General features: G+C 62.3%; 13 protein-coding genes. 2 read left to right on the top strand and 11 right to left on the bottom strand.

Annotation, left to right across the window (positions count from 1 at the left end; translation table 11 throughout):
- Positions 1 to 131: 131 nt before the first annotated feature.
- The 8 genes from B0G81_RS18960 to B0G81_RS18995 form a co-directional block, all read right to left on the bottom strand.
- The gene (locus tag B0G81_RS18960) at positions 132 to 920 is read right to left on the bottom strand and encodes an amino acid ABC transporter ATP-binding protein (RefSeq protein ID WP_134137970.1); all 789 of its coding nucleotides are present in this window, start codon (positions 918 to 920) and stop codon (positions 132 to 134) included.
- Positions 920 to 1,597: an amino acid ABC transporter permease gene (locus B0G81_RS18965; protein ID WP_012433671.1), complete on the bottom strand. Its 678-nt coding sequence runs from the start codon at positions 1,595 to 1,597 to the stop codon at positions 920 to 922. The genes B0G81_RS18960 and B0G81_RS18965 overlap by 1 nt, the downstream gene beginning before the upstream one ends.
- 22 nt (positions 1,598 to 1,619) lie before the next feature.
- Positions 1,620 to 2,402 carry an amino acid ABC transporter substrate-binding protein gene (locus tag B0G81_RS18970; protein WP_134137971.1) on the bottom strand — a complete coding sequence of 261 codons (783 nt, stop codon included), beginning with the start codon at positions 2,400 to 2,402 and terminating at the stop codon, positions 1,620 to 1,622.
- Positions 2,403 to 2,760: 358 nt separating this feature from the next.
- Positions 2,761 to 4,212, bottom strand: coding sequence for a dihydropyrimidinase (gene hydA, locus B0G81_RS18975; protein WP_134137972.1), 1,452 nt, complete (start codon positions 4,210 to 4,212; stop codon positions 2,761 to 2,763).
- Positions 4,213 to 4,277: 65 nt separating this feature from the next.
- Positions 4,278 to 5,789: an NCS1 family nucleobase:cation symporter-1 gene (locus B0G81_RS18980; protein WP_134137973.1), complete on the bottom strand. Its 1,512-nt coding sequence runs from the start codon at positions 5,787 to 5,789 to the stop codon at positions 4,278 to 4,280.
- A 125-nt stretch (positions 5,790 to 5,914) separates the two neighbouring features.
- Positions 5,915 to 7,243, bottom strand: a complete 1,329-nt coding sequence (preA, locus tag B0G81_RS18985; RefSeq protein ID WP_134137974.1) for an NAD-dependent dihydropyrimidine dehydrogenase subunit PreA — start codon at positions 7,241 to 7,243, stop codon at positions 5,915 to 5,917.
- 67 nt (positions 7,244 to 7,310) lie between these two features.
- Positions 7,311 to 8,660 (bottom strand): NAD(P)-dependent oxidoreductase, encoded by a 1,350-nt coding sequence (locus tag B0G81_RS18990; RefSeq protein ID WP_134137975.1) that lies wholly within the window; start codon positions 8,658 to 8,660, stop codon positions 7,311 to 7,313.
- Positions 8,661 to 8,790: 130 nt separating this feature from the next.
- Positions 8,791 to 10,071 carry a Zn-dependent hydrolase gene (locus B0G81_RS18995; protein ID WP_134137976.1) on the bottom strand — a complete coding sequence of 427 codons (1,281 nt, stop codon included), beginning with the start codon at positions 10,069 to 10,071 and terminating at the stop codon, positions 8,791 to 8,793.
- Positions 10,072 to 10,373: 302 nt separating this feature from the next.
- Here B0G81_RS18995 and B0G81_RS19000 point away from each other — a divergent pair, with 302 nt between their 5' ends.
- Both B0G81_RS19000 and B0G81_RS19005 read left to right on the top strand, forming a co-directional pair.
- A complete protein-coding gene (locus tag B0G81_RS19000) occupies positions 10,374 to 11,123 on the top strand; it encodes a TetR/AcrR family transcriptional regulator (RefSeq protein ID WP_181916709.1) in 750 nt (249 codons plus the stop codon).
- 54 nt (positions 11,124 to 11,177) lie between these two features.
- Positions 11,178 to 11,411: a type II toxin-antitoxin system Phd/YefM family antitoxin gene (locus B0G81_RS19005; RefSeq protein WP_134137977.1), complete on the top strand. Its 234-nt coding sequence runs from the start codon at positions 11,178 to 11,180 to the stop codon at positions 11,409 to 11,411.
- Positions 11,412 to 11,470: 59 nt separating this feature from the next.
- On the opposite strand, the gene boxA is transcribed toward B0G81_RS19005, so the two are convergent.
- From boxA to boxC, 3 genes are all read right to left on the bottom strand, one after another.
- Positions 11,471 to 12,712: a benzoyl-CoA 2,3-epoxidase subunit BoxA gene (gene boxA / locus B0G81_RS19010; RefSeq protein ID WP_134137978.1), complete on the bottom strand. Its 1,242-nt coding sequence runs from the start codon at positions 12,710 to 12,712 to the stop codon at positions 11,471 to 11,473.
- Between the two features lie 61 nt (positions 12,713 to 12,773).
- Positions 12,774 to 14,201 carry a benzoyl-CoA 2,3-epoxidase subunit BoxB gene (boxB, locus tag B0G81_RS19015; RefSeq protein ID WP_116139986.1) on the bottom strand — a complete coding sequence of 476 codons (1,428 nt, stop codon included), beginning with the start codon at positions 14,199 to 14,201 and terminating at the stop codon, positions 12,774 to 12,776.
- A gap of 114 nt (positions 14,202 to 14,315) precedes the next feature.
- A complete protein-coding gene (gene boxC / locus B0G81_RS19020) occupies positions 14,316 to 15,986 on the bottom strand; it encodes a 2,3-epoxybenzoyl-CoA dihydrolase (RefSeq protein ID WP_134137979.1) in 1,671 nt (556 codons plus the stop codon).
- Between the last annotated feature and the right edge of the window lie 94 nt (positions 15,987 to 16,080).

A 16,080-nucleotide genomic window follows, 5' to 3' on the forward strand; every position in this document is an offset into this window, starting at 1 on the left:
GCGGTGTTGTTAGAAGGGGGCGTTCCGACGCCCCCTGTTGTTTGGGCTGCTGTCTCGGTGCGTCGCCGTGCTGGCGCATCGCAGTCATGCCGCTGCCGCTTTGCGCCCTGCCGCACAACAGCCCTGCCGCGTTACCGCCGTCCGGCCCCGCCCGATTCAGTCCATTCATCCGGCAAACTATGCGTCAACGTCGAGACGAAACGCTCCGTTTCCGGCGCGCGCGGCTGCATGAAAATCTCGCGCGACGGCCCGGCCTCCACCACCACGCCGTTATTCAGAAACACCACGTCACGCGCGATCGTCGCGGCGAGCCGCAAGTCGTGCGTGGCCATCAGCATGGTCATGCCTTCAACGGCAAGCTGCTTGAGCACTTCCACCACTTCCGCCGCGAGGCCAGGATCGAGCGCCGAGGTCGGCTCGTCGCACAACAGCACTTCCGGCGACGGCGCCAACGCCCGCGCAATCGCCACACGCTGCTGCTGACCGCCCGACAGCGTGGAAGGCCATGCGTCCGCCTTCTGCGCGATGCCGACCTTTTCCAGCAACTCGTCCGCGCGAGCGCGTGCTTTGTCCTTGTCCCACTTCAGCACGGTCACCAAGCCTTCCATCACGTTCTGCCGCACCGTCAGATGCGGAAACAGCTGAAAGTTCTGGAACACCATGCCGGTGCGGCGGCGAATCGTCAGCACCGCTTCGCGAGAAGGCCGCTGGTCGCGGCTGAATTCCAGCCGCTGGTCGCCGAGTTCGAGAGCCCCGGACTCTGGAATCTCGAGCAGATTCACGCAACGCAACAGCGTGCTCTTGCCGCTGCCCGACGGACCGATCAACGCGGTGACATTACCGGACGCGAGTTGAAGATCGACCGAGTTGAGCACCCGCTGGCCGCCGAAATACTTGTCGATTTTTTCCAGCCGGATCATCAGTTGCCTGCCTGGAAAAGTGCGTGGCGCCCGAATTTGCGTTCGAGCCTGACTTGCGCCGACGACAACACCGAACTGAACACCAGATAAACCAGCGCGGCTTCCGTGTACAGAATCAGCGGCTCATAAGTCACCGATGCGATACGTTGCGCCGCCTGAAACACCTCGGGCACGGTCAGCACCGCGGCGAGCGAAGTGTCCTTCACCAGCGCGATAAACGAATTGGACAACGGCGGCAACGCGACGCGCGCAGCTTGCGGCAGGATCGCGCGACGCAAGGCCTGCTCACGCGTCATCCCCATCGAATACGCCGCTTCCCACTGCCCTTTCGGGATCGACTCGATCACGCCGCGTATCACTTCGGAGTTGTACGCGCCGACATTCAGCGAAAAGCCGATGATCGCCGCCGTCAGAGGATCAAGCACGATGCCCACGTTCGGCAAGCCGTAGAAGATCACGAACAGTTGCACGAGCAACGGCGAGCCGCGAAACAGCCACACATAGAAGCGCACGATCGCGACGGCCCACTTCGGCCCGAACAACCGCACCAGCGCGACGAGAAACGCCAGCGCGAGCCCGATCGCGAACGAGATCAGCGTGAGCGGCACGGTAAATACGAGCCCCGCATACAGCAGGGGCCACAGCGACTGCGCCATCAGATGCAACCATGCCGGCATGATTCAGACTCGCGGAAGGCGTTTACTGGGAGACGTCTTTGCCGAAATACTTCTGCGAGATCTTCGCGTAGGTGCCGTCTTTCTTCATGTCGGCGAGCGCCTTGTTGATCGCCGCCTGCAGTTCGGGGCTGCCCTTCCTGATCAGCACCGCCGATTTGTCGCTGCTGTCGGGCGAGGTATCGAGCGCGGCGATCTTCACTTTCGCATCCGGCTTGTGCTTCTTGAAGTCGAGGAACGACAGCGAGTCGTTGACGGTGGCATCGACACGGCCCGAGGTCAGCAGATCGATCGACTCATTAAAGCCCTGCACGGGGATCACTTCCGCGCCATGCGCGGCCGCGATCTTGCCGAAGTTGCTGGTCAGCGTATTGGCCGACTTCTTGCCCTTCAGGTCGTCGAAGTTCTTGATCGTGGTGTTGTTCGACGCCACGATCAGCGCCGCGTGCGACGTGATGTACGGATCGGAGAAATCGTATTTGGCCTTGCGCGCATCGGTCACGGCCACTTCGTTGATCACCGCGTCGTAACGGTTCACGTCGAGGCCGGCAATCAGACCGTCCCATTTGCCTTCGACGAATTGCGGCTTGACGCCGAGACGCTTCGCGATCTCCGTGCCGATCTCGACGTCGAAACCGGTCAGCTTGCCCGATTCGTCGTGGTACGTGAACGGCGCATAGGTGCCTTCGGTGCCGATCTTGAACACGCCGGTGGATTTGATCTGCGCGAGTTCGTCGGCGGCGAATGCGGAAGTCACGGCCACCGCCTGGAACAACGCGAGCAGCAGAATGGAACGAATCGATTTCATCAGGCGGCTCCGTCAAATGTGCCACGTCGGTGGCTGAGTCTTGTGTTGGACAGTCCCCGCCGGCGCGTGCGCCTTGCAGAGTGGGCGGACTGTAGCAAACGGCCTGCGTTTTTACAAAGGATCAGGTTTTGGATCGATATGCGCTCGCGTGCTAAGCGAACAGCCAAGGCCTCTGGTATGACGCGGATTCCAACTCTACAGCAGATAGGACAGACGCGGGTTGCATCGCAACACGGAACCTATGTTGCGCGCCATCGGGGAAAACGCGAGAGCGGTGCTGCCGCGGCGAACGCGCGGCATAAAAAAGAGCGGCGCCGCGTTTGAATGCGGCGCCGCCCGTTGGCGGATTGCGAATGGCTTACCGCTCCACCGGATGCGGTTCCTTGCGCTTGTTGGCGACGCGGATCGCGTCGAAGTAGGCACCGTTCGGCGGACGTTTCAGATAGCGACCGGCGCCGCGCTCCGCCCGCAACTCGCCGTCGGTCCAGGCGAGCGCGCCGCGAGTGAGCGTGTGCATCGCCACGCCTTGCACCGTCATGCCTTCGAACACGTTGAAGTCGACCTTCTGGTGATGCGTCTTCACCGAAATCGTTTTGCTCGCGTTCGGGTCCCACACCACGAGATCGGCATCCGCACCGACCCGCACCGCGCCTTTGCGCGGATACAGGTTGAAGATCTGCGCGGCATTGGTCGACGTAATGCGCACGAACTCGTTCGGCGTGAGACGCCCCGAGTTCACGCCGTGATGCCAGAGCACCGCCATGCGGTCTTCCACACCGCCGCAGCCGTTCGGGATCTTCGTGAAGTCGTCGCGGCCCATGGCTTTCTGCGACGCGCAGAATACGCAGTGATCGGTTGCCGTGGTGTGCAGCTGGCCGGCTTGCAAACCCCGCCACAATGCCTCGCGATGCTCGGCCGAGCGGAACGGCGGGCTCATCACGTGGGCCGCCACGCGGGTCCAGTCGGGATCGCGATACACCGCTTCGTCGATCACCAGATGGCCCGGCAATACCTCGCCGAACACGCGCAGACCTTCGCTGCGGGCGCGGGCGATCGCATCGACCGCGTCTTTCGAGGACACGTGCACGATATACACCGGCACGCCCAGCACCTGCGCGATCCGGATCGCGCGATTGGCGGCCTCGCCCTCCACTTCCGGCGGCCGCGACAACGGATGCGCCTCCGGACCGGTAAAGCCTTTCGCCAGCAACTGACGCTGCAATTGAAACACCAGCTCGCCATTTTCCGCATGCACGGTCGGCAGCGCGCCGAGTTCGAGCGAACGCGAGAAGCTGTTCACCAGCACTTCGTCGTCGGCCATGATGGCGTTTTTGTAGGCCATGAAGTGCTTGAAGCTCGACACGCCGTGTTCATGCACCAGCGTGCCCATGTCCCGATAGACCGAATCGTCCCACCACGTCACCGCCACATGAAAGCCATAGTCTGACGACGCCTTCTCGGCCCAGCCGCGCCACTCCTTGAACGCGTCCATGAGCGGCTGCTTGGGGCTTGGAATCACGAAGTCGATGATGCTCGTGGTGCCGCCCGATAAACCCGCCGCCGTGCCCGTGTAGAAGTCGTCGCTCGCCGTGGTGCCCATGAACGGCAATTCCATGTGCGTGTGTGGATCGATACCGCCGGGCATCACGTATTGACCGCCCGCATCGACGATCGCGGCGCCGGCGGGCGCCTCCAGGTCCGCTCCGATCTGCAGGATCGTGCCACCGTCCTGCGGGTCCGCACACAACACGTCCGCACGATACGTGTTCTCCGCGTCGATAATCGTGCCGCCGCGAATCAGGGTCGTCATGTTGCCGCCTCCTTATGAACTGCTGGTTTCGGTGCTACGTAATCGCTGGCACTCGTGGGCCGGCTTTATGCGCTCGCCACGCGCGCGCTCGGTCCTTTGCTCAGCTTCATCCACGCGCTATATACGATCGACGCCAACGCGAGTCCGACAAACCACGCGTACGTATAAAGCGTATTGAAGATCGCCGGCACGTTCGGGAACGATGCCGGAAACGCGGTATGCAAGAAGCCCGGCAGATTCGGCAGCACGCCGATCACGAGCGCGACCACCGCGCCGATATTCCATCCGCCGGTGTAGCTGTATTCGCCGTGTTCGTCGAACAGTTCACGCGTGTCGAGCCGCGTGCCGCGGATCAGGAAATAGTCGACCATCAGAATACCCGCTACGGGACCGAGCAACGCCGAATAGCCGACCAGCCACGTAAAGATATAGCCTTGCGTGGTGGCGAGAATCTTCCACGGCATCATTACGATCGCGATGGTGGCGGTAATCATGCCGCCCACGCGATACGAAATGCCCTTGGGCCACAGGCTCGAAAAATCATAAGCGGGGCCGACGAGATTTGCCGCGAGATTGCAGCACATGGTGTCGAGCGTCAGGATGATCAGCGCGACGCCCACGCCGATGCCGGTCATGCGGCTCGTCAGATCGATCGGATCCCAGATCGCCTTGCCGTAGATCACCACCGTCGCCGACGTAACAACCACCGAGATCACCGAGAGCAAGGCCATCGGCACCGGCAAGCCGACCGACTGGCCGATAATCTGATCGCGCTGCGTTCTCGCAAAGCGCGTGAAGTCGGGGATATTGAGCGCAAGCGTGGCCCAGAATCCGACCATGGCCGTGAGGCCGGGCCAGAACGTGGCCCAGAACAGGCCTTCTTTCTTGCCGCCCGGCACGAATTGCGACGGCGCCGACAGCATCGAGCCGAGACCGCCCGCTTTCGATGTCGCCCACCACACCAGTGCAATGCACATCACGATCTTGATCGGCGCGGACCAGCTTTCGAGCCAGCGGATCGAATCCGTGCCGTGCACGATGAAGTAGATCTGTAGCGCCCAGAACACCAGGAAGCACGCCAGTTGCGCGAGTGAGATGTCGAGAAACGGCAAGGCCGCGCCGTGCAGCGCGTTGCCGGTGAGAATGTTGAGCAGCGTATAAATCGCGCTGCCGCCGAGCCACGTCTGAATCCCGTACCACCCGCACGCGACAATGGCGCGCAGCATTGCCGGCAGTTTGGCGCCCTGGGTGCCGAACGAGGAGCGCACCAGCACCGCGTACGGAATGCCGTGCTTCGCGCCGGCGTGGCCGATCAGGAGCATCGGCACCAGCACGATCAGGTTGCCGAGCAGCACGGTCACCACCGCTTGCCACGGCGACATGCCCTCTTCCGTCAAGCCGGCGGCGAGCATGTATGACGCGATGTTCATCACCATGCCCACCCACAGCGCGGCGAAGTGATACCACTTCCACGTACGCTGCGCGACGCCGGTCGGCGCAAGGTCGTCGTTGTAAAGACTGCTGCCCTGCACGCCGGCCGCGAACTGCGGGTCGGCGGGTTGCGCTGTCTGCTTCATCTAGAGCTCTCCACTCGATCGTTGAGACCCGCGCGGCTTCTGTCGGCGCGTCGAGCCTTTTGGGGAATGACAGGTTCAGTACTAGCGCTGCGTTTGTTTCAGTTCGCTTCAACCACGTTCTGTTTTCAGGCGGCTTTTGCCGCGTGCGCCGGCTCGCCGGTTTCAGCCGCGTCCGCCGATGCGCTCAGCCCTGCGTCCACGCGCGCCGGATTGTTCGGATGCGTGGTCCAGTTCGCATACTCGCCGCTGTCCACGCGTTCCATCGAGATGCACTGTTCGACCGGGCACACGTGCATGCACAGATTGCAGCCCACACATTCGGAGTCCATCACTTCAAAATGCCGGACGCCATCTTTTTCTTTCATGATCGCCTGGTGAGCCGTGTCTTCGCAGGCGATATGGCACAAGCCGCACTGAATGCACTTGTCCTGGTCGATGCGCGCCTTGATGTCGTATTTGAGGTTCAGGTACTTCCAGTCGGTGACGTTCTGGACGGCGCGGCCGCGAATATCGTCGAGTGTCGCGTAGCCTTTTTCGTCCATCCAGTTGGAGAGGCCGTCGGTCAGGTCGGAAACGATACGGAATCCGTAGTGCATGGCCGCCGTGCAGACCTGCACGCTGCCCGCGCCGAGCACCATGAATTCCGCGGCGTCGCGCCATGTCGAAATCCCGCCGATGCCGGAGATCGGCAGATTCGGCGTTTCCACATCGCGCGCGATTTCGGCGACCATGTTCAGCGCGATCGGCTTCACGGCCGGGCCGCAGTAGCCGCCATGCGTGCCCTTGCCATCGACCATCGGCAACGGCGACATCGCGTCCAGATCGACCGCGACGATCGAGTTGATCGTGTTGATCAGCGACACGCCATCCGCGCCGCCCTTATAGGCCGCACGCGAACCCGTGCGAATGTCACTGATGTTCGGCGTGAGCTTGACGAGGCACGGCAGCCTGGTGCCTTCCTTGACCCAGCGCGTGACCATCTCGACATACTCGGGCACCTGGCCGACCGCCGCGCCCATGCCGCGCTCGCTCATGCCGTGCGGGCAGCCGAAATTCAGTTCGACCGCGTCCGCGCCCGTGTCTTCGACCAGGGGCAGAATCCACTTCCAGTCGCGTTCGTTGCACGGCACCATCAGCGAGACGATCATCGCGCGGTCCGGCCAGTCGCGTTTGACTTGCGCGATTTCCTTCAGATTGACGTCGAGCGGACGGTCGGTAATCAGTTCGATGTTGTTCAGGCCCGCCATGCGCTGGCCGTTCCATTGCACCGCGCCATAGCGCGAGCTGACGTTCACCACATGCGGGTCGAGGCCGAGCGTCTTCCACACCACGCCGCCCCAGCCCGCTTCGAAAGCGCGGTTCACGTTATAGGCTTTGTCGGTCGGCGGCGCGGAGGCGAGCCAGAAAGGATTCGGCGAAGTAATGCCGGCAATCGTACAGCGCAGATCGGCCATGTTCGGCTCCTTGGGGACTGCTGTTTTTGTCTGGTATGACGCTTCGTCGGGCTTGGCGCGATTCGCTTCAGGCGGCTTTCACCGCGGTACGAGCGAACTGCGCATCGATCGCGGCAGCGGCGATCTTGCCGTCCTGCACCGCCTGCACCGTGAGGTCGATGCCGCCGGTGGCCGCGGAATCGCCGCCTGCCCACACGTTCGCGAGCGAGGTCTGGCCATTCGCATCGACCGCGATACGGCTGCCGTCCAAAGTCAGCAACTCACGCTCGATGCCGACCGGTACCAGCGTTTGACCGATCGCCTTGAGCACCATGTCGGCTTCGACCACGAAGCGCTCCTCTCCACCATCCTTCGACGTACGCGCGAATTCAACACCGGTCACCACGCCGCCGTCGCCGATCAGATGCATCGGCGTGGCATGCGTGACGAGCGTGACGCCGCTCGTCTGCGCGAAGTCGCGTTCGGCCCAGGTCGCGCTCATCGCTTCGACGCCGCGCCGGTACACCATCGTCACCGAGGTCGCGCCGAGCTTGCGGCTTTGCACGGCAGCGTCCACCGCCGTATTGCCGCCGCCGATCACGACCACGCGGCGCCCCACCGGCACGGTGCCGAGATCGCTCGCGCTGCGTACCTGCTCGATGAAGTCCACCGCGTTCATCACGCCGCCGAGGTCTTCGCCTTCCATTGCGAGCGCGCGCACGCCGGTGAGGCCGATCGCGAGAAACACGGCGTCGTGCTGCTTGCGCAGCGTGTCGAGGTCGACATCGCGTCCGAGCGCGACGCCGTGTTTGATCTGGATGCCGCCGACCGAACACAGCCACTCCACTTCACGCTGTGCAAAGTCGTCGACGGTTTTATAGGCAGCAATGCCGTATTCGTTCAGGCCGCCGGCTTTTTCGTGCGCGTCGTAGATCGTCACGTTGTGGCCGGCCAATGCGAGCCGATGCGCACAAGCAAGTCCCGCGGGACCCGCGCCGACCACCGCGACGTGCCGTCCGGTTTCCGCCGCGCGCTTGAAAAGCACTTCGCCGCGCGCCATCGCCCAATCCGTGGCGTGACGTTGCAGCGCGCCGATCGCCACCGGCTTCGCATCCTGATGGTTACGCACGCAAGCGCCTTCGCACAGAATTTCCGTCGGGCAGACGCGCGAGCACATGCCGCCCAGCGGATTGGCCGACAGAATATCCACGGCCGCGCCCTTCAGATTGCCGTTGCTGATCTTGCGAATGAAGCTGGGAATGTCGATCTGCGTCGGGCAGGCGTTCACGCACGGCGCGTCGTAACAGTAGTGGCAGCGGCTCGCCGCCGCCGCGGCAGCGCTTGCGTCGAGCAAGGGCGCGATGTCGGAAAACTCGCATGAGAGCTGCTCGGGCGAGAGCCGCTGAGCGGCAATGTCGCCGGTTTGCTTGATGGCCATACTCGTTCCTTCTTCGATGTGAGGACGTAGCCGCTCCTGCCGGCCACGCTGCGAAGCCGGGACGGCATGTTCTATGGGCACTACGGTGAAGCGGGTAAAACGGGTGCTAAGGACCGCAACCGCTAAAGCGTCATGAAACCGGCTCGCACGCACGTTCCAGCATGGCGTGCAGCAACACGTTGGCGCCGGCCTCGATCCATTCGAAAGTGGCGTCCTCGATCTCGTTGTGACTGATACCGTCCACGCACGGCACGAACACCATCGAAGTCGGCGCGACTTGCGACAGATAGCAGGCATCATGTCCCGCACCGGACACCATGTTGCGATGCGGATAACCGAAGCGTTCCGCAGCGGCGCGCACGGACTTCACGCAAGCTTCGTCGAAGGCGACCGGCGCGTAGTAAAAGATCTGCTCAAGTTCGGTTTCGAGGCCGATACCGTTCGCGATGTCAGCCACGCCCTTGCGCAAGGCGGCGTCCATTTTCGCGAGCACGGCATCGTCCGGATGACGGAAATCGACAGTGAAGAACACACGCCCCGGAATCACGTTGCGCGAGTTCGGATAGACCTGCATCATGCCGACCGTCGCACAGCCGAACGGCGCGTTGTCGAGTCCGATACGATTGACCAGATCGACTACGCGCGCGGCGCCGAGCAACGCGTCACGACGGCGCGGCATCGGCGTCGGACCTGCGTGCGCCTCCTGCCCCGTCAGCGTGATTTCGTACCAGCGCTGACCTTGCGCATCAGTCACGACGCCAATGGTTTTCTGTTCGGCTTCGAGAATAGGCCCCTGTTCGATATGCAGTTCGAACGCCGCGTGCAGCGGCCGTCCGCCGCATGGAATATCGCCCGCATAACCAATGCGCTTGAGTTCGTCGCCGATGGTCTTGCCGTCCACATCCTTGCGCGACAGACCGTAGTCGAGCGTGAACACACCGGCGAACACGCCCGATGCCACCATCGCGGGCGCGAAACGCGAGCCTTCCTCGTTGGTCCAGATCACCACTTCGATCGGATGTTCCGTCTCGATGCCGTGATCGTTCAGACTCCGAATCACTTCGAGACCGCCCAGCACGCCGTAGATGCCGTCGAAGCGGCCGCCGGTCGGCTGCGAGTCGGCGTGCGAACCGGTCATGACCGGCAGCGCAGCGGGATTGCGCCCGGCGCGGCGCATGAACACATTGCCCATCTGGTCCACACTGACCGTGCAGCCGGCTTCCTTCGCCCAACTGACGATCAGATCGCGTCCTTCCTTATCGAGGTCGGTGAGCGCCAGGCGGCAGACGCCGCCTTTGGGCGTTGCGCCGATCTTCGCCATTGTCATCAGGCTGTCCCACAGCCGCTTGCCGTCGATCCTGATCGACGTGGTGGGTTCAGCGTGCTTCAGCGCTTCGGATACCGCGTTCATTCGTCTCGCTCCTTTCGGTGAACCGACATGAAACTGGTGCATCGGCGGCGGGTTTTGGGGCGTGCCCGCACGGGGGCGGTGCAGATTCGATGCCGTCGCTCGCTTCTCATACAGCGGGCAAACCCTAGGGTATCGGCCGCTCTCCCAATCCTGTCCAGTTGGACAGGTTGTAGCTGATTAAACTCGCCAAATCAACACCTTTCGTGCGGTGAGAAACATAGCGAGAAGCGTGCCATTGCATCGCAGCATGCCCGCGGCGCGCGCGATGAATGCGCGTGTGGGCAACGCGCCAAACGACTAGAATGAAGCGCGACGCGGCACCCATGCCGCCGAAGGCGAACATGAGAGACGACGACGTGGCGGCAGACATCACGGAAAGCGAGGAAACACGCGCACCTTTGCGGCGGCGCAAGGCGCACATTCGCGAGTCGAACGAAGCGCATCTTCTGGCGTGCGCCGAGGCGGTTTTCGCCGAGCGCGGACTCGACGGTACGAGCACCGCGATGATCGCGGAGCGCGCGGGCTTACCAAAAGCCAACGTGCATTACTATTTCCCGACCAAGCTCGCGCTCTATCGACGCGTGCTGGAAGACCTGTTCGAAGACTGGCATCGCGCGGCGGATACGTTCGAATGCAGCGACGACCCGGTCGAAGCGATCGGCGGGTACGTGCGCGCGAAAATGGAATTGTCGCGGCGCCGGCCGCTTGGTTCGAAGGTGTGGGCGAGCGAGATCATTCACGGCGCGGAGCATATGGAGGACATTCTCACGGGGCGCGTGAAGCCGTGGCTCGACAGCCGCGTCAAGGTGATCGACGATTGGATCGCGCGCGGGCTGCTCGCGCCGGTGAATGCGCAGACGCTGATGTATATGATCTGGGCGACGACGCAGCATTATGCCGACTTCGATGCTCAGATTCGCGCGCTTAAAGGCAAGCGCGCGTTGACGCAAAAAGCGTTCGATGCGACCACGGAGGAAGTGGTGCAGTTGGTGCTTCGGGCTTGCGGGGCGGTGTCGCCGGGGAAAGTGGATTCGGCGGAGTGCGACACGTAGGCCCTTAATCTTCGAGCAGCACTATGCCGATCCACAAACCACTATAGGAAAATCATGCGCACCAATCAGATATCAAAATCCGAATTCGAAGCCAGGGTGCTCGAGTTGTTTCGGCAGGTCGAATCTTCCGGCGAAAGTGTGATCGTGACAGACTGCGGGAAACCCGTGCTGGAAGTGCGGCCCTATCGCGGCGTGGAACGCCACGCACTCGAAGTGCTGCGTGGCACGCTTTTGCGTTACGACAATCCCACCACGTCCATCAGCGAAGACGAGTGGGAGGCCGCTTAGCGATCACTCGAGGCGAGTTCCGTAAGATTTCGCCGAACGCATGGCCGGCCACCAGCCGGTCAATACGTCTCCAGATGCAACCTCCCCTCCTTCTTCAACTTCACCCACAGCGCTTCCCAATCCAGCTGATGCTGCTCGCCAATCTCCTTGAGCGCCTGCAGCACACCATCCTCCATACCCTTCAACCCGCACACGTAAATATGCGTGTTGTCGTCCTTGAGCATCTGCGCCACATCGACCGCGCGCTCGCGCATGGCGTCCTGAACATAGCGCTTCGGTTGACCCGGCGTACGCGAAAACGCCAGATTCGTATCGATGAAATCCTTTGGCAGATTCGTGAGCGGTCCGAAGTACGGCAACTCTTCTTTGGTCCGCGCGCCGAAGAACAACATCAACTTCCCAGTCGCGCCCTTCAGCCGACGCCGGCGGCGATACTCGGTCATCGCACGCATCGGCGCTGAGCCCGTGCCGGTGCAGATCATCAGCAGATGCGAGTTCGGATGGTTCGGCATCAGGAACGTGCCGCCGAACGGGCCGATCACCTTGACCACGTCCCCCTTCTTCAGATCGCACAGGTAGTTCGAACACACACCGTCCAACGAGTCGCCGTGTTGCTGCGAAACACGTTTGACCGTCAACGAGACGTTGTTGTAACCGGGCCGCTCACCATCGCGCGGACTCGCAATCGAATACTGGCGCGCGTGATGCGTGCGGCCGTCCGCGGTCGCGCCGGGTGGAAGAATACCGATTGACTGGCCTTCCAGCACCGGAAACGGCATCGATCCGAAATCCAGCACGATATGATGAATGTCGCTATCGATCGAACCGTCCGTCAGCCGGTAGTTGCCCACCACCGTCGCGCTAGTGGGCTCCTTGTGCGTGTAGAGGTTCACGTACGGTTTCGCCGCGGACCATGGCGGCACGACCGAACCACGCACGGTATCCACTTCAATGCCGCCTGCCTCCGCCGGCGTATCACCCGACCCGCTCGCGCCCGGCGACTCGTCCGCGGCGGGCACGGCCATCGTGTTCTGTTCCGGCAGGACGTCCCACGTGAACTGCTCTTCGATCGGATATGCGTCGGCCTTCAGCACCGTGCGCCAGTTGTCGATCGCGCCAGTCGGACACGGCGGCACGCACGCCATGCAGCCGTTGCAGATCTCCGCCTTGACCACGTAGTTGTTGTCGTCGTGCGTGATCGCATCGACCGGGCAAGTCTCTTCGCACGTATTGCAGCGAATGCAGATTTCCGGATCGATCAGATGCTGCCTGAGAACTTCGATCGATACTGGGCCGTTCATGACTTCCTCCACCTTGAGATGCGGCGCCTGGCGCCACGCGCGTCAAGCGCCGCTCGCGCGCTCAGTTGAAACGCACGTATTCGAAATCGACCGGCTGACGGTTCACGCCCATCGCGGGCGGCGCAATCCAGTTGGCGAACTTGCCGGCTTGCGTGACGCGTCCCATCAACGACGCGACGTAAGCGCGGTCTTCCGGCGTAGCGAGCCATTTCGCCTCGTTGGCGGCCCATTCGGTTTCGCTGACCACGCGGCCGTCGGGCGACACGCGCGTGCCCGCGAACGTGCCGATCTGCCGATTGAATGCTTTGTGCGGCACCGTCATGCGGAAATCGATGCCGGCTTTTTCGAGCACCTTATTCCAGCGCCCCACGCCGGCCACCGAATCCTTGATGTAATCGTCGCGTAGCACTTCGTTCATCGCGTTGAGCATCGGCACTTCGCGCTCGACCAGTTTGCCGTCCTGCACGTCGAGCAATTTGTAGCTCTGGCCGTTCAACTGATGATCGTCGTCGCGCTTGTTTTCTTCATAGCGACCCTTGAGGCCCGAGCTATAGAACGTGGCCGCGTTGGACGAATGATCGGCGCCGAACAGGTCGATCGTGACCGAGTAATGGAAGTTCAGATAGCGCTGGATAGTCGGCAGATCGATCACGCCGGCCGCGCGAAGCTTCGCGACATCGTCCGTGCCCAGTTCGTTCATGACCTGGGCAGTGCGCTGAATCACGCGAGACACACCCGATTCACCCACGAACATGTGATGCGCTTCTTCGGTCAGCATGAACCTGGTGGTGCGCGCGAGCGGATCGAAGCCAGACTCGGCAAGCGCCGACAACTGAAACTTGCCGTCGCGATCCGTGAAGTAGGTGAACATGAAAAACGCGAGCCAGTCGGGCGTTTTCTCGTTGAATGCGCCAAGAATGCGGGGATTGTCGTCGTCGCCAGAACGGCGGCCGAGCAATGCTTCGGCTTCCTCACGGCCGTCCCGGCCGAAGTAGCGATGCAGCAGATACACCATCGCCCACAGGTGACGGCCTTCTTCCACGTTCACCTGGAACAGGTTGCGCAAGTCGTACATGGAGGGCGCCGTCAAACCAAGGTGGCGCTGCTGCTCGACCGACGCCGGTTCGGTGTCGCCCTGCGTCACGATGATTCGGCGCAGATTCGCGCGATGTTCGCCGGGCACGTCCTGCCAGGCCGCTTCGCCCTTGTGTTCGCCGAAATGAATCTTGCGGTCCTGCTCGCCGGGCGTGAGAAAAATGCCCCAGCGGTAGTCCGGCATCTTCACGTGATCGAAATGCGCCCAGCCGCCCGCGTCGACGCTCACCGCGGTACGCAGATATACGTCGTAGCCGTGCGAGCCTTCCGGGCCCATGTCGCCCCACCACGCCAGGAAATTCGGCTGCCATTGTTCGAGCGCGCGCTGCAGTGCCCGGTCGTCGGCGAGGTTGACGTTGTTCGGAATCTTTTCGCTGTAGTTGATCGTTGACATGGTCGGTTCCTGGTTCGGAAACTGCAGTGACGATGAGAGGCTCGTATCGGGCAATTGCCGTCGATGGTGTTCAGACGCCGATCACGCGCGCATCAAATGCGTGCCCAATGCGTATCAAACACGCGAGACGTCGAATTGCGCCTTGCTGCCCTTGCCATACACCTTGAGCGCGCCCTTCTCGCCCACTGCGTTCGGCCGGTTAAAAATCCAGTTCTGCCACGCGGTGAGACGCCCGAAAATGCGCGTCTCCATCGTTTCCGGACCGTTGAAGCGCAGATTCGCTTCGAGTCCGGTCAATGCATCCGGCGACATCGCGGCGCGCTCTTCGAGCGCGATGCGGATTTCGTCGGCCCAGTCGATGTCGTCGGGCGATGCGGTCACGAGGCCGAGACGCTCGGCTTCGACCGGCTTGATCGGCTGACCGATCAGGGAACGCACCGCGTCGAGCGGTTCGGCCTCTTCATAGAAACGCCGGCCGAGACGCGACTGATGCGTGACCATCGGATAGAGGCCGAAGTTGACTTCTGAAAGCGTGATGGCCGGCTCTTCCTCTTCATTGCCCGGCAGCGCCGCCATATACGTGCGGTCCGCGGCGAACGCGAGTTCCGCGAACGTGCCGGCAAAGCACGAACCCGGCTCGATCAGCGCGAACAGCGAGCGCGACGAAACGTCGATACGTGCAAGCGTGCGGCGCAACAGGCCGATGGTCTCGCGCACGAACCAGTGGTCCTTGTGTTGCATGAGCGAGGCATCCGCGGCGAGCAGATTGCGGGCATCGCCTTCGGTTCTGAAGACCCACGTGCCGACCGTCAGTTCGTTGGTGCGCATGCACAGGATCGCGTCGTCGAGTTCGCGGGCGAATTGCAACGGCCACCAGTTCACGCCCGCTGCGACGATCTCATCGATATTCGTGGGCGGTTCGCCTGCCGGCGCCTTGGCGGTGAACGTCGCGATACGTTTTGCACGATCGATCGTGACGTCGAGCGTCTTATAAGTGAGGCCGTCTTCGCGGTCCGTGCGTTCGATACGCGTGAGCACAACGCCTTGCGCGTCCGCGGGACGATCGCTTTGCTCGGCGAGTTCGAGCGCGCGTGCCTGGATCGCCTGGTCGAACTGGTTCGGCTTCACGACTTCATCCACGAGGCGCCATGCTTTCGCTCGCTCGCCGCGTACGCCTTCGACCACCGTGCAGAAAATGTCGGCGCGGTCGTGCCGCACCTTGCGTTTGTCGGTGACGCGCGTCAGGCCGCCGGTGCCCGGCAACACGCCGAGCAACGGCACTTCCGGCAGTGACACCGACGACGAGCGGTCGTCCACCAGATAGATTTCGTCGCAGGCCAGAGCGAGTTCATAGCCGCCGCCGGCGCACGCGCCGTTCACGGCAGCCAGAAACTTCAGACCCGAATAGCGCGACGAATCTTCCAGGCCGTTGCGCGTCTCGTTGGTGAACTTGCAGAAGTTGACCTTCCACGCATGCGTCGAGAGACCCAGCATGAAAATGTTGGCGCCCGAGCAGAACACGCGGTCTTTCAGGCTCGTCAGCACCACGGTTTTCACTTCGGGATGCTCGAAGCGGATGCGCTGTATCGCGTCGTGCAATTCGATATCGACGCCGAGGTCGTACGAATTCAGCTTCAGCTTGTAGCCGTCACGAATGCCGCCGTCCTCGGCGATGTCGATGCCGAGCGTCGCGACGGGACCGCTGAAGCTCAGTTTCCAGTGCTTGTACTGCGAGGGATCGGTGCGGTAGTCGACCGGCGCGACGGCGGTTTCTGCTGCGGACATGGGGCGTCTCCTGACTGGACGATGCAATTTTGTTTTTTGAACAATAGTGCATCATCTTACCCATGTAAAGCACTTTAGTGCATATTTGCTAGTA

It is taken from the genome of Paraburkholderia sp. BL6665CI2N2 (assembly GCF_004366535.1).
Lineage (GTDB): Bacteria > Pseudomonadota > Gammaproteobacteria > Burkholderiales > Burkholderiaceae > Paraburkholderia.

Coding starts and splice junctions, on each gene's coding strand:
- B0G81_RS18960 (WP_134137970.1), bottom strand. CDS start 920: ATGATCCGGCTGGAAAAAATCGACAAGTATTTCGGCGGCCAGCGGGTG.
- B0G81_RS18965 (WP_012433671.1), bottom strand. CDS start 1,597: ATGCCGGCATGGTTGCATCTGATGGCGCAGTCGCTGTGGCCCCTGCTG.
- B0G81_RS18970 (WP_134137971.1), bottom strand. CDS start 2,402: ATGAAATCGATTCGTTCCATTCTGCTGCTCGCGTTGTTCCAGGCGGTG.
- hydA (WP_134137972.1), bottom strand. CDS start 4,212: ATGACGACCCTGATTCGCGGCGGCACGATTATCGACGCGGAGAACACG.
- B0G81_RS18980 (WP_134137973.1), bottom strand. CDS start 5,789: ATGAAGCAGACAGCGCAACCCGCCGACCCGCAGTTCGCGGCCGGCGTG.
- preA (WP_134137974.1), bottom strand. CDS start 7,243: ATGGCCGATCTGCGCTGTACGATTGCCGGCATTACTTCGCCGAATCCT.
- B0G81_RS18990 (WP_134137975.1), bottom strand. CDS start 8,660: ATGGCCATCAAGCAAACCGGCGACATTGCCGCTCAGCGGCTCTCGCCC.
- B0G81_RS18995 (WP_134137976.1), bottom strand. CDS start 10,071: ATGAACGCGGTATCCGAAGCGCTGAAGCACGCTGAACCCACCACGTCG.
- B0G81_RS19000 (WP_181916709.1), top strand. CDS start 10,374: ATGAAGCGCGACGCGGCACCCATGCCGCCGAAGGCGAACATGAGAGAC.
- B0G81_RS19005 (WP_134137977.1), top strand. CDS start 11,178: ATGCGCACCAATCAGATATCAAAATCCGAATTCGAAGCCAGGGTGCTC.
- boxA (WP_134137978.1), bottom strand. CDS start 12,712: ATGAACGGCCCAGTATCGATCGAAGTTCTCAGGCAGCATCTGATCGAT.
- boxB (WP_116139986.1), bottom strand. CDS start 14,201: ATGTCAACGATCAACTACAGCGAAAAGATTCCGAACAACGTCAACCTC.
- boxC (WP_134137979.1), bottom strand. CDS start 15,986: ATGTCCGCAGCAGAAACCGCCGTCGCGCCGGTCGACTACCGCACCGAT.